At 39.8% G+C, this 22,614-nt stretch carries 18 protein-coding genes; 2 read left to right on the top strand and 16 right to left on the bottom strand.

Features of this window, described 5'->3' with window-relative positions:
* Nucleotides 1-47: 47 nt before the first annotated feature.
* From NMS_RS12470 to NMS_RS12425, 10 genes are all read right to left on the bottom strand, one after another.
* The gene (locus tag NMS_RS12470; protein ID WP_041497134.1) at nt 48-857 is read right to left on the bottom strand and encodes a mechanosensitive ion channel family protein; all 810 of its coding nucleotides are present in this window, start codon (nt 855-857) and stop codon (nt 48-50) included.
* A gap of 268 nt (nt 858-1,125) precedes the next feature.
* Complete coding sequence (locus NMS_RS12465) at nt 1,126-2,934, bottom strand: acyl-CoA dehydrogenase family protein (protein WP_041497132.1); 1,809 nt, start codon at nt 2,932-2,934, stop codon at nt 1,126-1,128.
* Nucleotides 2,935-3,019: 85 nt separating this feature from the next.
* Nucleotides 3,020-3,370 carry a four helix bundle protein gene (locus NMS_RS12460; protein ID WP_041497130.1) on the bottom strand — a complete coding sequence of 117 codons (351 nt, stop codon included), beginning with the start codon at nt 3,368-3,370 and terminating at the stop codon, nt 3,020-3,022.
* 113 nt (nt 3,371-3,483) lie between these two features.
* Entirely contained in the window at nt 3,484-4,677 is a 1,194-nt protein-coding gene (locus tag NMS_RS12455; RefSeq protein ID WP_041497129.1) for an acetyl-CoA C-acyltransferase, read from the bottom strand.
* 4 nt (nt 4,678-4,681) lie between these two features.
* Nucleotides 4,682-7,090: a 3-hydroxyacyl-CoA dehydrogenase/enoyl-CoA hydratase family protein gene (locus NMS_RS12450; protein ID WP_041497128.1), complete on the bottom strand. Its 2,409-nt coding sequence runs from the start codon at nt 7,088-7,090 to the stop codon at nt 4,682-4,684.
* Between the two features lie 2 nt (nt 7,091-7,092).
* Entirely contained in the window at nt 7,093-7,551 is a 459-nt protein-coding gene (locus NMS_RS12445) for a MarR family winged helix-turn-helix transcriptional regulator (protein ID WP_041497127.1), read from the bottom strand.
* A 169-nt stretch (nt 7,552-7,720) separates the two neighbouring features.
* A complete protein-coding gene (locus NMS_RS12440) occupies nt 7,721-9,763 on the bottom strand; it encodes a T9SS type B sorting domain-containing protein (RefSeq protein WP_041497125.1) in 2,043 nt (680 codons plus the stop codon).
* A 27-nt stretch (nt 9,764-9,790) separates the two neighbouring features.
* A complete protein-coding gene (locus NMS_RS12435; RefSeq protein WP_052476968.1) occupies nt 9,791-13,048 on the bottom strand; it encodes a T9SS type B sorting domain-containing protein in 3,258 nt (1,085 codons plus the stop codon).
* Between the two features lie 23 nt (nt 13,049-13,071).
* Nucleotides 13,072-13,914, bottom strand: a complete 843-nt coding sequence (locus NMS_RS12430; protein WP_041497124.1) for an ABC transporter permease — start codon at nt 13,912-13,914, stop codon at nt 13,072-13,074.
* A 10-nt stretch (nt 13,915-13,924) separates the two neighbouring features.
* Nucleotides 13,925-14,818, bottom strand: a complete 894-nt coding sequence (locus tag NMS_RS12425; RefSeq protein ID WP_041497123.1) for an ABC transporter ATP-binding protein — start codon at nt 14,816-14,818, stop codon at nt 13,925-13,927.
* A gap of 57 nt (nt 14,819-14,875) precedes the next feature.
* Between NMS_RS12425 and NMS_RS12420 the strand changes: the two genes are divergently transcribed.
* Nucleotides 14,876-15,934 carry a hypothetical protein gene (locus tag NMS_RS12420; protein WP_041497121.1) on the top strand — a complete coding sequence of 353 codons (1,059 nt, stop codon included), beginning with the start codon at nt 14,876-14,878 and terminating at the stop codon, nt 15,932-15,934.
* Here the strand turns inward: NMS_RS12420 and NMS_RS12415 are convergent, their stop codons facing one another.
* The 5 genes from NMS_RS12415 to NMS_RS12395 all read right to left on the bottom strand — a co-directional run bounded on the left by NMS_RS12415 (nt 15,935) and on the right by NMS_RS12395 (nt 20,141).
* Nucleotides 15,935-16,993: a nucleoid-associated protein gene (locus NMS_RS12415; protein ID WP_041497120.1), complete on the bottom strand. Its 1,059-nt coding sequence runs from the start codon at nt 16,991-16,993 to the stop codon at nt 15,935-15,937.
* Between the two features lie 6 nt (nt 16,994-16,999).
* A complete protein-coding gene (locus NMS_RS12410) occupies nt 17,000-17,512 on the bottom strand; it encodes an IS1096 element passenger TnpR family protein (protein ID WP_041497119.1) in 513 nt (170 codons plus the stop codon).
* A gap of 79 nt (nt 17,513-17,591) precedes the next feature.
* Nucleotides 17,592-18,626, bottom strand: coding sequence for a COX15/CtaA family protein (locus tag NMS_RS12405; RefSeq protein ID WP_041497118.1), 1,035 nt, complete (start codon nt 18,624-18,626; stop codon nt 17,592-17,594).
* 197 nt (nt 18,627-18,823) lie between these two features.
* On the bottom strand, nt 18,824-19,429 hold the full coding sequence (miaE, locus tag NMS_RS12400; RefSeq protein ID WP_041497117.1) for a tRNA-(ms[2]io[6]A)-hydroxylase: 606 nt from the start codon (nt 19,427-19,429) through the stop codon (nt 18,824-18,826).
* Nucleotides 19,430-19,700: 271 nt separating this feature from the next.
* On the bottom strand, nt 19,701-20,141 hold the full coding sequence (locus NMS_RS12395; protein WP_041497115.1) for a MarR family winged helix-turn-helix transcriptional regulator: 441 nt from the start codon (nt 20,139-20,141) through the stop codon (nt 19,701-19,703).
* Between the two features lie 176 nt (nt 20,142-20,317).
* On the opposite strand from NMS_RS12395, the gene NMS_RS12390 reads away from it, so the two are divergent.
* Complete coding sequence (locus NMS_RS12390; RefSeq protein WP_041497114.1) at nt 20,318-20,890, top strand: porin family protein; 573 nt, start codon at nt 20,318-20,320, stop codon at nt 20,888-20,890.
* 58 nt (nt 20,891-20,948) lie between these two features.
* Here NMS_RS12390 and NMS_RS12385 read toward each other — a convergent pair whose 3' ends face one another.
* Complete coding sequence (locus NMS_RS12385; protein ID WP_041497113.1) at nt 20,949-22,613, bottom strand: RluA family pseudouridine synthase; 1,665 nt, start codon at nt 22,611-22,613, stop codon at nt 20,949-20,951.
* Between the last annotated feature and the right edge of the window lies 1 nt (nt 22,614).

Genomic DNA, 22,614 nt, shown 5'->3' with positions numbered 1-22,614 from the left:
TAAAAAAGCCGCTCTATGTCGAACGGCTTTTCGGTATTTTGATTCAACTAGCTCTGCTTGCGAATCTCCACATGATGCGGATAAGGAATTTCCACTCCTATAGCATCGAGAGTTGGTTTGAAATTTTTCTGTAGATAGAAATAAACTGTCCAGTGATCTTCAGTCAACGTATACGGTCTTACTAAAATATTAATACTACTATCTGCATTAGTGACAACCTCCACGATGGGTGCTGGATCTTCTAAGGTTAGAGGATGATCTGTCGCTAATTTCCTGAGAGCTTCAATGGTTTTTGGAATATCTGCATCATAGCTTACACCTATTTCAGTTTCCACGCGCAGGATACCAGAAGAATCGAAGTTGATAATGTTACCATTAAGTAATGGACCATTAGGTATGATCGCTGTTTTACGGTTAAACATCAACACTTTAGTTTGTAAAATGTCAATTTCTTGAATAGTCCCAGAGATACCTTGAGCTTCTACCGTATCACCTACCTTGAAAGGTTTGAAGAGTAATAAGAGAACGCCACCGGCAAAATTAGATAGAGATCCTTGTAAAGCAAGACCAATAGCTAGACCCATTGCTGCTAAGGCTGCGGCAAAACCACTGGTTTCTATACCTAGAGTCCCAACAATAGCAACAATCAATAATATCCAAAGTACCCATCGAATAATATTGAGTAGAAACTTTTGAAGCGTCATCTCATATTCCCGCTTGGTCATGATTTTACCAGTGATTTTTATAGCTCTACTGATCAACCAGGCACCTATAATATATAAGACAATAGCTTTTAGAACGGGAATACCATATTCCAACAATAATTCTAGAACATTCTCGATTTTAAACTCTTCCATAAATAGATTGAATTTTTGGCAAATATATTGCCTTAAGTCTCAAATCCCCTTAGTAAATTGTTAAGTGTAGCTTGATGGGGTAGGAGTTCGCTTCCGCGAAAGCGAGCTGTTTTAAAAGCATTAGAACAAATTCCTTTTCTGGACACTTCGATAACCTTAGTGCAGCGCTGCAGCTCGAAAAAGGAATTATTTTATTTATATAGATAGAAACAAAAAAAATGCCTTGAATTTCTCCAAGGCATTTCTTCAATTTACGTTTTAATGTACTCTAGAAAGGGTACTTGTTTTCTTCAGTTACCTTGTCTGCAATCGTATTTCTCAATTCGATTACGTTAGGTAGGTTTGCATATTTGGTAAAGCGCTTCAAGCCCATCAACATCATACGTTGCTCGTCACCTTCAGCAAATCCAGCGATTCCTTCTTCAGCTTTTGCTTGAATGACTTTAGAGGCTTTATATAAGTACAACTTAGACATGGCGATTTGCTCTTTTTGAGCTTCCTCACTAGAGCGATTCACATTCTTCTCAGTTCTAAGAATTGCACTTTCTGCCATATAGATCTCAATCAAGATATCAGAAGCGGCAAGCAATAACTGCTGGTGCTTTTCTAATTCAGTTCCCAATTTTTGAACGGCACTACCAGCAACCATCAAGAATACTTTCTTGAGTTTGGCAAGCATCTCTTTTTCCTCAGCAAAAAGTTGAGAATAATCTGGTGTGTCAAAGGAAGGAATAGAAGTCAATTCTTGACCTACAGCCATTGCTGGCTCCAATAAATTCACATGACCTTTCATTGCTTTCTTCACTAACATTCCAACGGCTAGCATGCGGTTGATCTCGTTAGTTCCCTCATAAATACGAGAAATACGAGCATCTCTCCATGCAGCTTCCATAGGAGCATCAGCGCTGAAGCCCATACCACCATAAATTTGGATTCCTTCATCTGCACATTCCTGCATATCTTCAGAAACAGCCACTTTAAGAATAGAACATTCGATAGCAAACTCTTCTACACCTTTCAGTTCTGATTGGGCAAATGTTTCTCCAGCCTCTTGTCTTGCGTGAATTCTATTTTCAATGCCTTTTGCTGCACGGTAAGACGCACTTTCACCTACATAAGCGTTAGTTGCCATATCTGCAATCTTCTTGCGTATGGCGCCAAACTTAGCAATAGGCGTATTGAACTGCTCACGGTCGTTAGCATATTGAGTTGCTAGTGAAATCACGCGTCGTTGAGCGTCCAGACAGGCAGCAGCAAGCTTGATACGACCTACGTTCAAGGCGTTCATTGCAATTTTGAATCCTTCACCTTGACCAGCTAGCATATTCTCTACAGGAACCAGACAGTCATTGAAGAATACCTGACGTGTAGAAGAGGAGTGAATACCTAGTTTGTGCTCTTCTTCACCCATAGAAATACCATTACTAGGATCATTTTCTACGATAAACCCTGTAATGTTCTTATCATCGCCCATTCTTGCGAAAACCACAAATACATTACAAAAACCAGCATTTGAGATCCACATCTTTTGACCGTTGATCTTGTAGTGTTTTCCATCTTCGGTAAGCTCTGCTTTGGTTTTTCCAGAGTTGGCATCAGATCCTGCGCCTGGCTCTGTCAAACAGTAAGCTCCAAACCATTCACCAGTTGCAAGTTTTGGAACATATTTTTTCTTTTGCTCTTCAGTACCGTACAAAGTAATAGGCATGGTACCGATTCCTGTATGCGCACCAAAAGCAGTTGCGATAGAACCAGTAGCTCCAGAAATATAGTCACAAACCAACATCGTGGATACAAACCCCATTCCCAGACCGTCATATTCTTCAGGTACGGCAATTCCTAGAAAGCCCATTTCGCCAGCCTTGCGCATCACTTCTTCAGTAAGCGCATAGTCCTTTTTCTCAAAACGTTCTTTATGTGGGACGATCTCCTTATCCACAAACTCGCGGACAGACTCCTTCATCATTTGCTGTTCATCAGAGAAATCCTCTGGTGTGAACACATCTTCTGCGGCTGTTTCTGTTACGATAAATTGACCACCGCGGATCATTTTCTTTTCTGCTGTTTCGTTACTCATAATCTTATTTTATTTCGCTTCGCTCTTGGTACAAAGTATTATGTATTAAGTACAAAGACTTCGGTTAAAAAGTTGGATTTATTTATTATTTCAGGCTCTTTTGAAGTCCGTAATTCATGTTTGATATTTCGACGCATTGTTCTACAAGTGTTCTCATCGTTTCCGTGCCGAGTAAACCAAGACGCTCTGATAAAAAAGTTTGAATAATTAGCTCAGAAGTGCTTCCATTTGCAATTCCTAAAAATTGATTGAATTGTGGATTGCTATTTCTTCCCGAACCTTCGGCTATATTTGAAGGGATTGAAACAGAACATCTTCTCATTTGAGAAGTCAAGCCAAATCTTTCATCAACTGGAAATTTCTCTGTGGCTTTGTAAACATCAACTGTCAAATCCATTGCTTTCTGCCAAATTTTCAATTTTTCGAATTTATGCATACCCCTATTGTTATCTATTTTGCTTTCGCGAAAGCGGAAATGTCATTAAAACCATTGCTGAAAAGGTTCTTTCAATCTTAATACTTTGTACTAAATACTTAATACTCTGAACACTAATTCAGAAACTCAAATATCCCAGCAGCTCCTTGTCCAGTTCCCACACACATGGTTACCATACAGTGCTTACCTTGATGGCCACGCTTACGCATTTCATCAAAAATCTGTACCGATAATTTTGCACCGGTACATCCTAATGGGTGACCCAATGCAATCGCGCCTCCATTTACATTAACGATATCCTTGTTGAGATCTAATTCTCTTACCACAGCAACGGATTGACTGGCAAATGCCTCATTCAATTCGATCAAGGCCATGTCTTCTTTTTTAAGACCAGCTTGTTTCAATGCTTTTGGAATAGCGATAATAGGAGCTATTCCCATAACGCGAGGCTCTACGGCTGCAACGGCAAAGCTTACCATTTTGGCGATAGGTTTGATTCCTAATTCGTTGACCATGTCTTCACTCATTACAAGGGTAAATGCTGCACCATCACTGGTTTGTGAGGAGTTACCAGCGGTAACGCTACCACCAGCAGCAAATACTGGGCGTAGTTTAGATAAAGCTTCTACGTTAGTTCCCTTACGTGGGCCTTCATCTTTAGTTACTGTATAAGTTCTGGTTTGTTTCTTACCGTTTTCATCTAGGTAGACTTCTTCTACGTCAATAGGTACTATTTGATCTTGAAAACGATTTTCTTCCTGTGCTTTCAAAGCCTTCATTTGAGATTCGTAAGCAAATTGATCTTGCTCTTCGCGAGAAACGTTGTATTCGTTGGCCACCTCCTCGGCGGTCAATCCCATTCCCCAGTAATAATCTTCGTGACCTTGTTTGGCCAACTTATAATCTGGAGTTGGTTTGTAGCCGCCCATTGGTACGTAACTCATACTTTCAACTCCACCAGCAACGATACATTCTGCCATTCCTGACTGAATACGTGCTACTGCTGCACCGATGGCATCGAGTCCAGAAGCACACCATCTGTTGATGGTTGTTCCTGGAACATCGACTCTATCAAGGGCCAATAGTGATATTTGTCTAGCCATGTTCAAACCTTGTTCTGCTTCAGGCATTGCATTACCGATAATCATATCATCAATGCGACCTTTGTCAAAGTCTGGAAGGTCTTTCAACATTCCTTGAATGGTTTCGGCAGCAAGTTCGTCCGGTCTTTTAAACCTAAAAACGCCTCTTCCTGATTTTCCTACCGCGGTTCTTTTTGCGGCTACTATATATGCTGTTTTGTTCATTTTCTTAGTTTCTAAGTGGTTTCCCTTTCTGCAACATGTGCTGCAGTCTCTCCAATGTCTTGCGTTCTCCAGCTAGGCTTAAGAAAGCTTCTCTTTCTAGATCCAATAAATACTGTTCGCTAACTTCTTGTGCTTGACTCAAATCTCCGCCGGCCATTACGTAAGCCAATTTGTTAGCAATTTTCTGATCATGGTCACTGATGTATTTTCCAGCTTGCATGGCGTCTGTTCCTACAAGGAACATTCCCAGTGCCTGCTTGCCTAGAACTTTTATGTTCTTGTTTGGTGGCGGCTGTGTGTAACCCATGTTAGCGAGTCGTCGGGCTTCCGCTTTCGCGAAAGCGATTTGTTGAGAAGCATTAACTACAATACTATCTTTTCCTTTTTTCAAAATACCCAGGTCGTAAGCTTCATAAGCACTGGTCGAAACCTTTGCCTGACCAATGGTCAAGAAATATTCTCTCAATCGGTTCAATTCTACATCGCCTTCTCCAAAACCTTCTGCAGCGCGCACGGTCATTTCTTTAGAACCACCGCCGCCAGGAATTAATCCAACGCCAAATTCTACCAGACCTATGTAGGTTTCTGCATGGGCAACGATGGTATCTGCATGAAGTGATAATTCACATCCACCGCCTAGCGCCATTTGATGTGGTGCAGCGACAGTAGGAATACTACTGTAACGCATGCGCATCATGGTATCTTGGAACTGCTTCACGGCCATGTTGAGCTCATCATATTCTTGCTCCACCGCCATCATAAAGATCATCCCGATGTTGGCACCCACAGAGAAGTTGGTTCCAGAGTTGGCAACTACTAATCCATCGTAATCTTTTTCGGCTAGGTCAATGGCTTTATTGATTCCAGCGAGAACATCGCCACCAATAGAATTCATTTTAGAACGGAATTCACAGTTGATGATCCCGTCGCCTAGATCTTGAATAGAAACTCCTGAATTGCTCCAGATTTCTTGTGATTTTCTGATGTTGTCTAGAATAATGATGCTATCCTGACCAGGTTTTTTCACATAATCTTTATCTGGAATAGAGTAGTAGTAGGTTGCTCCGTCTTTTACCTTATAGAAAGATTCAAAACCTTTCTCGAGCATTTCATTCACCCAGGAAGCTGGCTCTTTGCCTTGTTCCTTCATGAGGTCAATACCTTTTTGTACGCCTATAGCATCCCAAATTTCAAAAGGACCGTTTTCCCAACCGAATCCGGCGCTCATTGCGTCGTCTATGCGATATAATTCGTCTGAGATTCCCGGAATTCTATGCTGCACGTAGGCAAATAAAGAACCAAAGCTCTTGCGGTAGAATTCGCCAGCTTTATCTTTTCCTTTGATCAATACAGGGAAACGATCTGGAACATTGTCAATAGTTTTAGTTTGTTCCAGGGTAGCAAACTTAGCTCTGTCCTGTAACTCATATTCCATAGTATCCAGATTCAAGCCCTGAATCTCGCTCTTGCCGTCCTTGTCTTTTACTTTTTTGTAGAAACCTTGGCCAGATTTACTTCCCAGCCATTTGTTTTGCATCATCGTGTCGATGAAGGTTGGAAGTTTGAACATATCTCTATGCTCATCTTCTGGAGCGTTTTCATAAACACCGTTGGCAACGTGCACCAGTGTGTCCAATCCTACAACATCAACCGTTCTAAATGTAGCGGATTTAGGTCTACCGATCACTGGACCAGTTAATTTATCAACCTCAGAAACGGTCAACCCCATTTCTTTTACGGTATGGAACAAACTCTGAATAGAGAAAATCCCTACACGGTTACCTATGAATGCTGGAGTATCCTTAGCAAGGACAGATGTCTTACCTAAGAAGTTTTCTCCATAATTCATCAAGAAGTCAGTCACTTCAGGATCGCAATCTGGTCCTGGTACTACTTCAAATAATTTCAAGTATCGTGGTGGGTTGAAGAAGTGTGTGACCGCAAAATGCTTACGGAAATCCTCACTACGTCCTTCATTCATAAACTGAATAGGAATTCCAGAAGTGTTGGAGGTAATTAATGTTCCTTTAGTTCTATGTTCCTCAATTTTCTCAAACACAGACTTTTTAATGTCTAGACGCTCCACGACTACTTCTATAATCCAGTCTGTATGCTTGATCTTCTTAAGATCATCGTCTAGATTACCAGTTGAGATGCGGTTAGCAAAATCCTTGTGATATAAAGGTGCTGGTTTGCTTTTAATTGCACTGGCTAGATTCTCGTTAACCATGCGGTTGCGTACCTCCTTGTCTTCTAGGGTAAGCCCTTGTGACTTTTCCTTATCTGTCAGTTCTCTAGGAACGATGTCCAGCAATAATACCTCGCAACCTATGTTAGCAAAATGACAAGCGATACCGCTTCCCATAATTCCTGAACCTATAACGGTTACATGTTTAATTCTGCGTTTTCCCATTTTTATTTTTTAACTAATGCTTGTTCTTTTTTATAAATCTTCTTGGAGCTCACCAGATCATTGATCCGGCTTGTTACCTCTAGAAATATACTTAATTTTTCTTCTGAAATTTCTGATTTAACCACGTTATCAAAGGTTTTAACGACGTTTTTAGAAAAGTCTCTCATCTCCTTACCGTATTCTGTCAAATGAATCAATACACTACGACCGTCTTCTGGATTTCGACTTCTTACAATCAGACCTTTCTCCTCCATGGCTTTTAAGGTGCGAGATAATGAAGTGGCTTCCATTCCCATTTTGGGACCTAAAGCTGTACTAGGTGTTCCAGTTTCAGGATCAATACTTATCAATGCAAATCCTGTAGCCATGGTGCTACCTTTAACGCTGGCTTGCTCGTTGTACATTTTAGCAACCGACATCCAGGTCGACCGAAGTACATAATCTATGGTTTTGTCTTTCATAAAATTCCAATTTCAAATATAAACAAAAGTATTATGCATGCATAGTATTATTGTTAAAATTATTGCTGTATAATTATGGATATGGAGGATTATAAAGCGAAGTATTGAGGACATGGATAATTTCGCTTTCGCGAAAGCGAAAAAACCATAAATCTCATGCTGCTAGTATCTAATAGGAAAGATAAAGATATCCAGATATGTTTTTGACGGTAGGGTCGTTCAACTCAATAGTATAGAAATAAGTAGCAGAAGGTAAAAGTTTCTTACTGTTGATCTGGTTAGAGCTTCCATCCCAATCTTCAGACTCTGGTCCACCTTCCCAAACCAGCCTTCCATACCGGTTGAATATGGATATGGTATAGTCTGGATAAACAGTGCGCAATCCAGTTACATTTAAAACATCATTTCTTCCATCATTATTAGGGGTTATCAAATTGAACACCTCTATAGAGCAGCGCTCCACAATCAAGTCAACAGTTATTAATTTAAAGCAATTTTCATTATCGACTCTTATAAATAGAGTGGTACTACTGCTGTTGAATGGAATTGTTGTGTCGATAGCATTTGCCTGTTCCAATGCTTCTTGTTCTGAAGCATAGATTTCCACTGTTTGGTCTGCAATGGAACTCACAGAATTTTTGATGACAGTTAAGTCAAAATTGGCCGTAGCGAAACCTAGATCACATTCTATAAGTGAAGGTTCTACGGGATTGATCTCCACTTGTGGGAATATTTGGATCGTTTTACTACTAGTAATTTGTTGAAATAAGGTTTGAATGCTGGCGGTGACTTCATATGTTCCTGCCGTGTTATATATATGAATCGGGCTGATCTCGTTGCTGGTGTTGCTAGCTCTGGAATCTGGATCGTCAAAGTTCCAAACGACTTGAAAATCTTCTGTAGTGGTGTCTAATGTGAATCCTATTTCTTGATCCTCGCAGCCGTCAGTAGCTTTGATTTCAAATTGCTGAAAAAAGCTTTGGACAAAAATGGGAAGTCCATAGAAACTGCGTGTGCCAGACGCGAGATTAAAACCATTAAAAGAATAGTTAACGGGCACGCTGTCATCATTTGGATTACTGAGCACACTAAGCGCTGTTTGATCGAGCCGGGAGTGGTAAATATTGCCATCGATGCCTAACTGCATAGCGCCTCTAAATGGAAGGTTGTTATCTTGATGAATTGTTTGCTTTGATGCTGCAACATCAGAAGCGGTAAGGTCAAATTGCGCTATTTCTCCACCTATAAAAACAAAAATGCTGGATCTAGAAGCCCTCTGGTAATCTATCTCAGCATACAGATACCTCCCATCTGGAGAAAACTCGATACCATAATAAGAACCTTCGTCAATTCTGGTCAGTAGTGGGATAGGGTTGCTAACTTCTCCAGTGGCATTGTCAAAATCGTATAGATACAACTCCCCACCTTGAGCATATGCAATGCTGCGAGCTTCTAGAATACTGGTTACATTGTCAAAGTCAGCCGTTATATTATTGGAAAAATGAGCGGCTGCTAGTCGATCACCAGTGCTATTTACTTTGATGTAACCACGCATGGCAGCTACATCTACATTAGTAATAGGCACGGTGACAAGTTCAATAAATGGATCTGCTTGGGAAATTACGGGTTGTGGATGGAGTCCGCTTGCCGTGAGTTCATAGCTGTAAAATCGATCCTCAAATTGTGTAATGATCCAATATCCAGTGTCCGTTGCATTTTCTACAGCAGTTAACTTTTCTGAAGTTCGGGCTAGAACAGTTGTGTTTTTTGAATTTAACTCTACAGCACCCTTACCGTTATCGAGCGCCATATCTACAATGGAATAATGCATTCCCTCTGCCCGGGTATAAACTAAATCGTCTGTATCTACCGTAAAAACATAAAAACGGGTATCTGAATCGGGTAGGGGAACGACGACGGCACTGCTGGTACTTGAGGAATTTCCTTTAAGACCGCTACCGTTGAGCATCACCTCATTGTTGCGATTATAAATCGTACTCCCATCGGTGTAAAACAGTAAGTTGCCGTCTGCATCTGATAAGGTGGCACAGCCTTCTCCAGTATTCATGGCGCTATCGGCGGCGGATACGGGAGCACCAGATCTAAAGTCGATGCCAGCTCTATTCCCAAAGAACCACTGAGAAGATTCTAATTGCGCTTTCGCGAAAGCGGAACATACCAAAAGCAGTACTAAAAGTAATTTTGCTTTCAAGTATAATCCGAAGCTTTGCCGCAATAATTATCGTTTTAATGTGAAATGAGAGGAAAACTCAGTACCATCTGTTAAAGTAGCTTTGAACCAGTAACCACTAGCTGGTAAAGGCTCGCCATTAAAGGTGCCATCCCATCCTTGACTGCTGGGAGATAGCTGTTTTAAAAGTTTACCGAATCTATCAAAAATGAAGATGGTAGCGTCTGGTTCAAAAATGTTGTTGACGCCGTTCAGTTGCCAAAAGTCATTAAAACCATCACCGTTGGGAGTGAAGAACCTAGGATATCCCACGATACTGAATTTTTGGAATACCGTACCACAACCATTGCGGTCATTCACTTCTAGAACATAAAAGCCAGGAGGTAAGTCTTTAAAAACAGGACTTTCTTGGTAGCTTGCATTAGGATCTATACGGAATTCATAATCACCCAACCCAGAAACTACAGCAGTGGCAGACCCAAATCTCTCTCCATTAGCATTGATCACATCAATAGAATTGATAGTCGCTGGTTCACTGATAACTACTGTAATTTCTCTGCTACCACTACAGCCACTATTGTTAGTTACTACAACAGTATACAACCCTCCATCTCGAACATCTATTGCATATGTTGTGGCGCCTGTGCTCCATTCATAGGTGTAGTCAGTCGTAGAACCAGACAGCGGACCTGCATCTATGATTAATGCTTGTGGGTCATTTCCGCAATATTCAAAATAAGCGGTTGGTTCTACTTGGGGCAGCTCATTGACAATAAGTTCCACCTTACTGATTCCATAACAGTTTCCGTCTGGAGACTCGGCTCTAGCATAAATCACCTGTCTATTAATAACGGTATTGGTAAACTGTAAAGGGAGTGAATTGCGCTCAGCTAAAGCATCGCTGGTACTTGCATAATAACTAACAGTAACATCTGATGGTGCATTAGCTAGCACCGCATTATTTGCATTGTCCAAACTAAAAATTCTGAAACCGTCTTGTACTCCATCATCGTCGCATAATTCTAATGAAGTATCCTGTGCATCACTAGCACTAACTGATAAGGTCACAGTTGAGGTATTGAAACATCCAGTATTGGTATCAGTCACTCTGGCAACTATAGTTTGCAAAGGAGTTACATTGACATAATCTCTATCATTTAATGGATTCCGCTCATTGTCTGCATCGTTTTGATTTAAATAATAAGCCACGGTAACTCCTGCCGCGTTATTAGACACAGAACTGTTGAAACTGGACAAATTAAAATTAGTTCGGCTATCAGGAATTCCATCTTCGTCACACTGAAATGCATCAAAGTTTATGGCTACGGGTTTGGCTTGAACTACAAGATCAAAACTTGTAACTGCTGCACAATTAGTTTCAGCATTATTTTCAATCCTTGCAAAAACAGTTTGTTGGAAAGTAGTAGTGTTACGGTAAGAAGTTGGTAATGGATTAAGATCTCCTGCAGCATCAGTAGCATTTAAATGGTAAGATATTGTAAACTGAGATGGGTTCTGACCTTGAAGAATGCCAGCGTTTTGGCTGGTCAATTGAAAGGTTTCTATACCGTCAAAATTGTCGTCGCACTGCTCTAAATTTTCTACTTGATTTGCTACAGGTTGGTCATATATATTAACAAGGAATGAAGTGGTGTCATAACAATCTGAATTGAACGTATTGTCAATTCTAGCGTAAATTGCAAGTTGTGGGACATCACTTGTAAAGGGCAAAGTGATCTTGTTTTGAGCCATATCTGCATCTTCCTGATTCAAATAATAAGTGATAGGGAAAGTTTGCGCGTCTTGAGTACCTAAAATTTCAGCACTAGTAGCGGTTAAGTCAAACGTCTCCCTTCCATCTAGATTGTCATCGCAGGCTATTATGTCTGACGCGTTATTTGCTACTGGGCTATCAAAGATTTCTACTTGTTTAAAATACTTTCTTGTCGCACCACCAAATTCAAGAGTTAGAGATATCTCGTAAATCCCTGCACTAGTATATACATGAGAAGAAGATAGTTCAGTTGATGTTGTTCCATCTCCAAAATCCCAAAGGACGGAATCTGGAGTTGTATCTGTTTCAAAAGAAAATAATGTGGTATCTCCAGAACAAACATTTTCAATATTAATTACGGCAAAAAAGCTTTGGATAAATGGAGGCAAACCTTGTGCACTCATTTTTCCAGCGAGCTCTACCGCATTGTGCTGGTAATTTGCACCAGCGCCTCTAATGTCTGGATTATTTATACGACCTAAAAAGCTAGACCCGTCAAAAAAAGATTCAGCTTGAGCTCTGTATATTTTTCCATCAATTCCTAATTGGAGGGAGCCACGATACCCTTGCCTTGAATCAATAACAATACCTGTTGAAGTTACATCCCTTGCATCTAGATCAAATTGATACAAACCGCTGGAATGGCCTGAAGGTCCGCCGCCGCCGGCGTTGGTTGCCAGTATGTACAGCAGACTGCTGTTAGGCGAAAACTCCACTCCATAGCCTGCAAAATTCGGAAAAGGGAGTGGTAATAAACGTTCGTTAGTTACGGCTCCAGTGGACTGATCAAAATCGTATATGTAAGAAGAGGATGTGGAGTTGCAAGAAACCAAATACTTTCCATCAGGAGAAACTTTCAAATTACCTCTTCTATCATCGACTGAATTGGGTTGAATAGAAGCTACAGGAGTTGTGTTAACACCGCTAGCGTCTATAGTAAAACTATAGAATGTATCATATGGAAGACTGAAACCTGCACTATTGGCATAGGCAACAACAATAATTTCATCGCGAGTTTCGTGATTTATCGCTGTAATCTTTTCAGAACAAAAAGGAAGTAAATTAGTTGGATTAGTAATATCAGTAACTACAGCCCCTAATCCGCCATCAGCAGTCATATCTACCTCGTAATAATTAAGACCAGCGTCACTACCACCACCACTAACACCAGTGTCTACTGTAAATATGTAATAGATATTTGAATCTTGTGGTTTTGGAATGATGATAGCACTTTGTGTACTTGAAGCATTACCTCGCAAGCCAGAACCATTTTGCATTACGATATTATTTCTGTTATACACTGTGCTTCCATCAGTATAGAACAATAAATTCCCGTCAGAATCTGAAATGGTTGCGCAACCTTCATTAGTAGACATCGCACTGTCTGTAAGCGGTGTAACTGCTCCAGTGTCTGGGTCAAATCGCAGTCCTGCATTGAAACCAAAATACCAATTAGCCGCCTCAAGCTGGCCGTAGCTTAACTGTGATGCACAAAAAAGCAGCACAAATAAAACGTAACCTGTTTTTATCATGCCGCTAATTTACAAGTTATGTTTTATAAATCCCTGCGCTTGAGTAGGGCATAAGACCAATAAATAAATAAAGTACTCCACAATAGAACCGAGAGTACATCCACCCAATCAATATGATAGTCAAAAACCATCGAACCTTGGGTGACTTGGTCTAAACTAGACCCAATTAGATCAATCCTAGTAAATGGTTGTTTGATCAAATTAGTCATCGCATTTAAAGGGAGAATGTGCGTCACATAATCATAGATATGAGTTCCATAGGCTTTATCAAGAACATAAGAAAGAATATTCATACCTCCTTCAAACATCCACCATACTGCAACAAAACCTAAAGCAAACGCACTACGCTTCAATAAAATCCCTGCAAAAAGACAAAAACAAAAGAATACTAAGTGTCCTAAAAAGAAAGCTCCCATGAATTCTAAATCAGAGAAAATGATGCCTATTTCATTGTAATCTGAGTATATCAATCCCAAAATTAAAGAGGCGACAAAAACAACAAGTGTAGTAAGTACCGCTAGTGCTAGGGCTAGATAGAACTTAGAAAGAATTAACTCTTTCTTACTTAAGCCATCAATTAGATTTTGCTTGATCGTCCGGTTGCTGTATTCACTCGCTGTCAAGGAAACAATAACTATGGCTATAAAAATCTTAAGGAAACTAGTGAAATAGGTGCTGACGTGCCATACATATGGAAAGTCAAAAATCCCCAAATCAGAGAAGCTACCACTAAACCCATTAAAATCAATTCGTATCATTCCTACAAGCATCATCAGTGCAACTATGACCAAATAAATAATGGTCAACACCTTACTGCTACGACTATACTTAAATTTATGGAATTCTATATCAAGTAATCTTTTCATCTGTTCTAGGTTAGTTTTTAGTAAGTTCTATGAATTGGTCTTCTAGACTTTGTTTTTTAAACATCAATTTGCTCAATACAATTCCTGCGTGGTAAGCATCTTGATTGATCTGTGTAGTATCTACATCGCTTAATAGCTTTACCTCCAGCCCATCGCCTTGGTCTTCGGTAGTTCCAGCATAGGGCTGGGTTTTGAGAAAGGTTTGGAGAGCTGTTCTATCTTTAGCATCAATAAATATGGAACCGAAGTTTTTATTCATTTCTTCCACGGGACCACAATACAACATGTGACCCTTACGCAATACAATTACATGAGTACACACTTTTTCAACTTCATCCAATAGGTGAGAAGCCAGTAGGATGGTAGTACCAGTTTTAGCAATATGCTGAATGATGTCTCGTATTTTCCTAATTCCTTGTGGATCTAAACCATTGGTAGGTTCATCTAGAATTAATATTTCAGGATCGTTTAACAAGGCGCTGGCAATAGCTAGACGCTGTTTCATCCCCAGAGAATAGGTTTTAAATGGAGATCGCTTTCGCGAAAGCAAATCCACCAACTCCAGTTTTTCATCAATTTTATCCTCACTGATGTTCTTGATTTTACAAACCAATTTTAAATTTTGAACAGCGTCCATGCTTGGATAGAAATTAGGTCTTTCAATAATAGCACCGATGCGCTTTAACGCATCATGATTATTTACTGTGCCTTCAAACCAGCTGTAATTACCAGAGCTAGGGTTGACAACATTGAGGACCATGCCTAAGGTCGTAGACTTTCCGCTACCGTTAGGTCCTAAGATGCCATATACATGGCCTTTTTCTATCGTAAAACTGACATTGTCCACAGCAGTTAAGGCGCCGTAGTTTTTTGTGAGTTGGTTTATTTCTAGGATTTTTTCCACAGTTGGTGTTTTTGTTGTATTATGAGACTATAAAATTTATTAAACGTTACGCCCTACATGAATGATGTTGAAGATGACAAATTATTGTCTAGGAAAAAACCCACTTTTCCTGTCCACCAAAAGCTCAAAGATTACCTTAAAAGATACAATCGAGAATCGAACATCACTGTATCTTATGATGACCTTTTAAGATTTCAAGGAGCCATAACCGTTTACGATAAAAACGAGAATGATACCCTATGGGTGCGTTGTTACTATCCAGATCATGAACGCGAGCACATTGATCGTGATCTGAAGCATATTTATGACATTTTACACAGTGATGGTCGGGATAAATCGCTGGATTTCTTGAATGTGGATGCAGTAGATTACTGTACTTTTGGAAATACCAAGCCCTTCCGCATAAAAATCAGGAATGTCCTAAATGATGGGCACACTTATTTTTACATTAAAAAAGCCGATTCTTCTCGTATTTATGGATTAGAACTTGAGCATTTATTATCGCCTCACCGTATTAACTTTTTAGTTCATGGGGATACTTTAATTGAGGAGCATATTGCTGGAATTCCTGGTGACGAATTTATTGAGGACTATCTTGAATCATGTGATCATCAAGAGCGTACTCAAATTGCTAAAGAGTTCGTGAAGTTTAATGAACGCTGTTTAATACGATTGCTAGGAGACATGAGAGCCTACAATTATGTCATTATTCCCACGCACGATTTTGATAGGGTAAGTTATGCGATACGTGCCATCGACTTTGATCAGCAAAGTTATGAAGGTCGCTTGAAAGTCTATAGGCCTCAATTCTTTAAAGAGAATGTGCCTATGGTTATGAACGTAGCAGACTGTCTGAAAAATGAAAGCATCGAGCAGTATAAGAAAGAGGAGCGTGCCTTGATTGCAAAGCGATTGATCAATACACAGTCTAGATATAAAGCCTTAATACGCTGTATGCGCAGTGATTATTTAACCTCTACAGTAAAACTCAAGGAATTAAAAAAAGAATTGATGAACTTCACAGGCGATGTGAAATTCAAGAACTGCCGTAATATGGGTTCTGTACTTAATACCGCTCTAGAATTTGTAAGACGCAATTATTCTAACGAGGCGTAATTATTTTTTTTCTTCTCTATTAAAATAAACAAGGTAGTAATACATCTGTCGTTCTTCATCCCAGCCTTTTTCAATGAACTTTTCAGCACTATCGCTGTTGGTAAAGTCCATTTTAATTTGCACGTGCGTGTCTAGATTAATCACGCTTTTTATGCCTTTTCGGGCAGCGCTTACAGCGGTGTTCGAGATAGGAAAGCTGGAAACATCCTCAATACTGTATTTAGGACCTTTCTCAGTTTTATAATGCTTAAACTCAGGAATTAAATCTGGATTCTCAAATGTGTCATTCAGGAAAGCAGACTCTTCGAAGCTATCATTTTTGGCAAAATGGTTGACTGCCCGATTCATAAACATCACCTCTTCCTTTTTATCCTCAGCAGGAAGTACTACGTCTTTTGCGAAATCTTGACAAAACTTCAAATATTTTTTAGTGAAGAAGTTCTCATCTTCAAACACATCAACTCCTAAGAAATCGTCTAGCCAATATTTAGCGTCGTATCTATTGGAATCCACAGATAGAATTTTGAATCCATTCTCTTGCTCGACATTAAAAATGATGGCGCCTTTATCTAATTTGTTAAGGTTCACACCTTGCTTCAAGATCATTTTAAGATCGCTCTCTGTTTCTTCAAACTGTAAAAAATCCTGTTTGATTTCACTCTTAAAAATACCAATCGCATCAGTCTTGTTGTTGTCCAGCATCACATTTGTAAAGTGACACACGTATACCTCGCCGCTTCTTATGTGTGGATGAACAGACTGTTGGTACAGCTGTTTCGCAATCTTTTTAGAGTTTTCCAATAAGGTGGCAGGGGTCGAGAATATCGCTTTCGCGAAAGCGAACATCTCATGAAACTCCAAATCTTCCTCATGATGGAAACTGTAATACGCCTCTTCCTTAGAACGGAAGGGTTTTAAGAAATATTCTTTCAATAACGAGTGCATCTCATCATCCAGCGGCGTGCTGCTGCTAGAGGTCAAGAGCATTTCCCCCTTATTTTTATTACCTACACGGTGTATCGCTAGGTCTTCAATTCTCGTATTGTATAGATTGATCATGTGTTTTTAATAAAACTCGTTATCGTCATAGTCTTCATAGAACTCCTCGTCATCGCCATATTCGTCTTCATCATCTTCTTCAGTAAAGCGAGGATCTGCTTCAAACTCTGGATCTGGAGGGGAATCTGGTAATTCTCCCATGGCAAAGATCACTTGTGGGTAAGCAGTACCATCCACAGGACCAGCAATATCAGCCAGTTCTATTAAAAAGGTCCACATGTTTAAAAAGTCGTAGATGTAGATGAGCCGTGTATTGCTTTTATCCATGACGTCACTCATGAGAGTATCGCACATTTTTTTGATGGAAGAGGAGCCTTCACTCATATCAAATAAGCAGAATTCTTCCCCTTGGTTCCAGTCTTCATCACTGGAATAAAAGCTCGCCATCTCATCCCCCTGTAATTGAAAGGATTGTGAGATCACGTTGTGTAGGTCTTCCAAAGTCGCATCTGCTGCGATTTCAATATCTCTAAAAACATCATCTGACGCGTTCAGAATAGCTCTTAATCTATAGATCATTTCATGAAATTTTTAAGGAGCGCAAAGATAGGTTTTTAAAGAATTGTTCCTCGACCATTTCCCAGCTTTCCCATAGAAGTTATGGATCTATTCTTGCCGACCTCAATCGCATCCAAATGTAGAATTGCAATCCTAGAATGAGCGAGGCTAGAACGAGGTGTACCGCTTGGGACCCAAATGGGAAGTCTGCATAATTCATTAATATCCCACTTATTATAGTTCCAATGATGAGAACACCTAAAGTGTAGTAAGATCGTATAGGGTGATTCCATTTGAAAATGGCTTCATAAAAAAACCAACCATGAATTAATACTAGAAGAATGGAAAAACTGCGATGAATGAAAAATAGTGCAGGACCATTTTCTAGCCACTCAGAACTGAGCGGATACCCAAAAAGATCTACTTGATGATCTATAAACTGTCGTACTTGAGTACCTAACGCTACTTGAGCTAGTGTCAACAAGATAACTAACAAGGCAAATTTAGGCAGCCGACCTTGATTCTTATAGCTAGAATCTGGAGGTAATACTTCATACAGCAAGTAAATCAAAAGCCCCACAATGAGTAATGCCACGATCATGTGAATGGTGATGAGCACTGGCGATAATAAGGTGTCTACCACTATTTTACCTATGACAGCTTGAATGAGCATCGCTAATAAGGCAGCAATCGTAAGTACAGTAAGTTTAGGTCTGGTTTTTATAAATTGTAAAGAGAGAAATGCAGCAACTAATACCACCAAACCACCTAAAGCACCTATTAGTCTATTGATATACTCTGTCCAGGTATGGAACTTGTTGAATACAGCATAGTCATGTTTGGTATAGGGTTTCCAATCGCTCTCGCTGTAGGAAGTTGTACTGAAGAAACTTTCTTTAGCAACTCGTAACTCTTGGTCGACTATGATGACCATTCCCTCTTTGTAGGACGTATTAGGGGAGAACTCTAATTCTGCTTCTTCAGTGGGTGGTATCCAATAGCCAAAACATTTGGGCCAGTCAGGACAGCCCATACCACTACCTGTCATCCGCACTACTGCACCGGCAATGATGATCAGGTAAATGACTAAAATACTTAGGCGTAGCCAGCGACGGTAGTTTTGTTCTGTAAACATTATTATCAATTACCAATTCTTGATTTGCTGCACAAATCGTATTTGCCGATTTTCAAATTCTAAATTGAGCACTCAGGCTCTAGAAGCATTAAATTAATATCGCTAAACCTTTTCTCGACTCTCGTTCGAAACAACTTTATTAGCATTTTTCTTAACTCTTAACTCTTAACTCTTAACTCTAAAACTCACAGACTGATCTAATGCATTCTATCGCCACGCACCTCCATTTTGCTCAAAAAATCTGCTTCATACTTCAACCAATAATCCCAGCGCTTCATAACTCGGTCCTCCGGAAAATAGGTTTTAGCCAAATCTAAAAACAATCGATAATGAGCCGCTTCTGCCACCATGAATTGGTGGTAAAATTTTTGAAGACCTTCATCTTCTAATTTTTCAGAGAGCATTTTGAACCGTTCACAGCTTCTAGCTTCAATCAAGGCGCAAATGAGCAATTGATCAAGGAATAGAAAATCGCGACTTTCGCCTTTAGGCTTTCCTTTCATCAATGTTTTGATGTAGTCGTCGGGTCGCTGTAATCCCAACTCTAAGCCGCGCTTTTTTAGCTCTGCCAGCACCATTCTAAAATGTCCCCATTCCTCAGTGACTACTGGGGAAAGTGCATCTACTAATTCAGGTTTGTCAGAATGCATTTGAACCATAGAAATCATGGTGCTCGCTGCTTTTTGCTCGCAAAAAGCATGGTCTGTCAATATATCTTGAAGACTCATAGCGGCTAGATCAACCCAACGAGGGTCTGTTGGGAGGTTAAGACCAAGAGTGGTTTTTGTAGTGGTTGATTCCATATAGCAAAGATCGCTTACAAATTGATGGCCGTCAAGGAATCCACTTTGATTATTAGCTGAGTAAGCTTCGAGTTTTATCAAGAAATCTGACAATTTCTTAGTTACAAGGAAATAAGAATAATGAAATAAAGGATGAGATAGTTACGATTTACAGATGGTGTTGATAGCTAAAGATCTAATTAAATTAGAGAACTAAAGTGAACTATCTGTGGTACCTGAGAGCGTCTTTTGTGAACGAGATTGATGTTAGTCAGACGAAGTCTTAACAGTATCAATTATTAATATGATGAAGTTTATTTATCAATTCCTGCATTTCAATTTCTGAAATATTTTTTGTTAATAGAGCTTCTATCTGATCTACTCGTGCATCCAGTCTTGATAATAATTCTAAACCATTATCTGTAATTGTTAGCTCTATCTGCCTGCGATCCTCTGGACTTTGAATGCGATCCACATAGTTTTTAGATACTAATTTATCCACCACACGAGTGGTGTTGGAATTAGAATGCAACATATCTTTTGAAACATCTTGCAAGCTAGCAGGCTCACCGTGGCGGCCTCGCAAAATGCGAAGAACGTTAAATTGTTGAGTGGTTAAGCTCTCTTCTTTTAAGACTTGAGCGATAGCTTCATTAAGCTCCGTCGCTTTTTTGATAATGGTGGTTATTAGCTTTCGCGAAAGCGGAATAGCTGCAGGTGCACTTTTTTTCATCTCAATTATTGTAGATACAAAAATAATTATTATTTATGATTTGCCTAGAAATTGGGAAAACCTTGTACGAAATAGCTTCAATTTGTGCAGCTTATCTTAAAATTGCCCTGTGGCATGGTTTTTAATTCAATAAAATGAGAACAGATACGTTTTGAGTATCATAAAACCCTATTACTATGAAAATATTATGGAGTGTAGCGTTCATGCTACTAAGTGCAGCAGCCTTTGCCCAAACAGGTAGCGCATTCGGGATCAAAGGAGGATTGAATTATGGTTCTACCGGAGATTTTGAAAATGAAATTCCCAATCGTGCCGAAAATCCTGATGACAAAATCGGTTACCATTTAGGATTCTTTGCTAAAGCAGATCTAGGCAGAGTTTACATACGGCCAGAATTGCTGTACACTAAATTGAATAGTGAATATTCAGTTGGAGAATTTGAGGTGAATAAAATTGATGCGCCTATTCTAGTAGGTTTAAATATAATAGGACCACTAAATGTTTTTGCAGGTCCTTCATTACAGTACATTTTAGATACGGAGCTTGAAGATGTTGATGTAGATGATGTCATGGAAGAATTTTCAGTCGGAGCGCAATTTGGAGTTGGCATAGATCTAGGTAGGTTAGGAATCGACTTAAGATATGAGCGAGGTTTCAAGGAAAATGAGGTGGAGTTTAGTGGTATTAACCGCAGCCGCATCGACACCAGACCAGAACAACTTATAGTCGCGCTGAGTTTATCCCTATAAAACTCATCGAGATTTTATGAAAGCCACCGTGAAAACGGTGGTTTTTTTTGACATCAGTTTAAGTGAGAAAGTCAGCCTTGGTTTGTAATACCACGGTTTTTTGAGCAACGGGATGTGTAAATGTTAATTGCTGTGCATGCAGGTGAAGCCTTTGATCTTTAGTGCCGTATAAATCATCGCCCACAATCGGTGCGTTCAATCCATCTACATGAGCGGCGTGGACTCTTAACTGGTGTGTTCTACCCGTAATGGGGTAGAAGTAAACGCTAGTGCTATCCATAACCCGATGAATCACTTCATATCGAGTTCTAGCGGACTTCCCATACTCAAAATCAACGAGCTGGTAAGGCCGATTGTCCAAGTCAACTCTCAGCGGCAGGTCTATGTATCCATGATCCTCTTTTACTGTTCCTTTCAATACAGCTACATAGCGTTTTTGCACTTTGCGAGTGACAAACTGTTCCTGTAAGTCATGATAGATTTCAAGGTTTTTTGCCACAAGCAAAATCCCGCTAGTTGACATGTCTAGTCTATGTACAATCATAGGACCTGTTGCTTCAGGATATCTAGCTTTCATTCGGCTTTGAACAGAGTCTGAAATAGATTTCCCGGGAACTGATAAAAATTCTGACGGCTTATTTATGGCTAGCAAATAGTCGTCCTCATAAATAATTTCTAGCTCTTTATGTGTCGCAGGATTTTCTAATAACGGATTCTCTTCAACATCTATTCCTTGTAGCATGAATTCCAACACTGGCTCACACCTGCTGCGGCAGGAAGGGTAGAAATTTCCATGCTGGCGTACTTTGGATTTAGGAGATGCTCCATACCAAAACTCCGCCATAGTGATGGGTTTTAAGTTATTTTCATAGGCATACTGCAACAATTTGGGCGCAGCACAATCTCCGGTTGCAGCGGGTGGTGTATCAGGAATTCTGGATTTAAAGATGTCTTTGACGTTTCTGATTTCGCCTTGAGCGTTTAAAAAATTATACTCGTCAAAGAGCCAATCTTGTAACCAGTTCGAACCTTCCCGACGTTTTGTTTTCAAGGTCTCGAGCTCGGATTCTAATTTCTCAAAGCGCTGCTGTAGAGGTCTAAATTTTTCAAGTAAGTACTCCTCATATTCTCTTAGGAAAAAACTATCATTAAGACTAAGTTGTCGCTGCTGCGCTTCAAATTGCTGGAATTTAGATTCAGATAATGTTCTTTTCTGCTCTTTTATGTGAATGCGCCGTTTCCTTTTCCGACTTTGTATGCGTTCTTTTTCAGTTTCTAATTGAAGTTCTATTTTGGTTAATTCCTTTTTGTAATCAGCTTGTAGTTGAATGTTACTAAGATCAGTTTCTAAACTCTGTAGCACCTTAGTAAGTTCGTCTAATTTTGCAGTTTCTTGTCTAAAAAAGGAATCTACTCGTTCCAATTCATAAACAGGTGGTACAAAGAAATCTTGTGTCGTTTCACCAGCCAGTTTGCCTGAAAAACCTGCTAAGTACCCTAGCTTACCAGTCTCTGTTTCCACTACCAGTACACCGAACATTTTTCCAGCTTCTTGTAAGCTGCCCTCTTGAAACCACTGGGTTTGCGATTCAAGATACGTTTGCAATTCACGGGTAGCAACTAGAGCTAGCGGGTGTGGCTCATAATAAAAGGGATAATTAAATTGTGATGGTTTCTCTAAATGAGCAACATCTGTCTTAAAAGAGTGAAATAGGGATTTCATG

Source organism: Nonlabens marinus S1-08, assembly GCF_000831385.1.
Classification (GTDB): domain Bacteria; phylum Bacteroidota; class Bacteroidia; order Flavobacteriales; family Flavobacteriaceae; genus Nonlabens; species Nonlabens marinus.
This window is presented reverse-complemented; position numbering and strand designations above follow the sequence as displayed.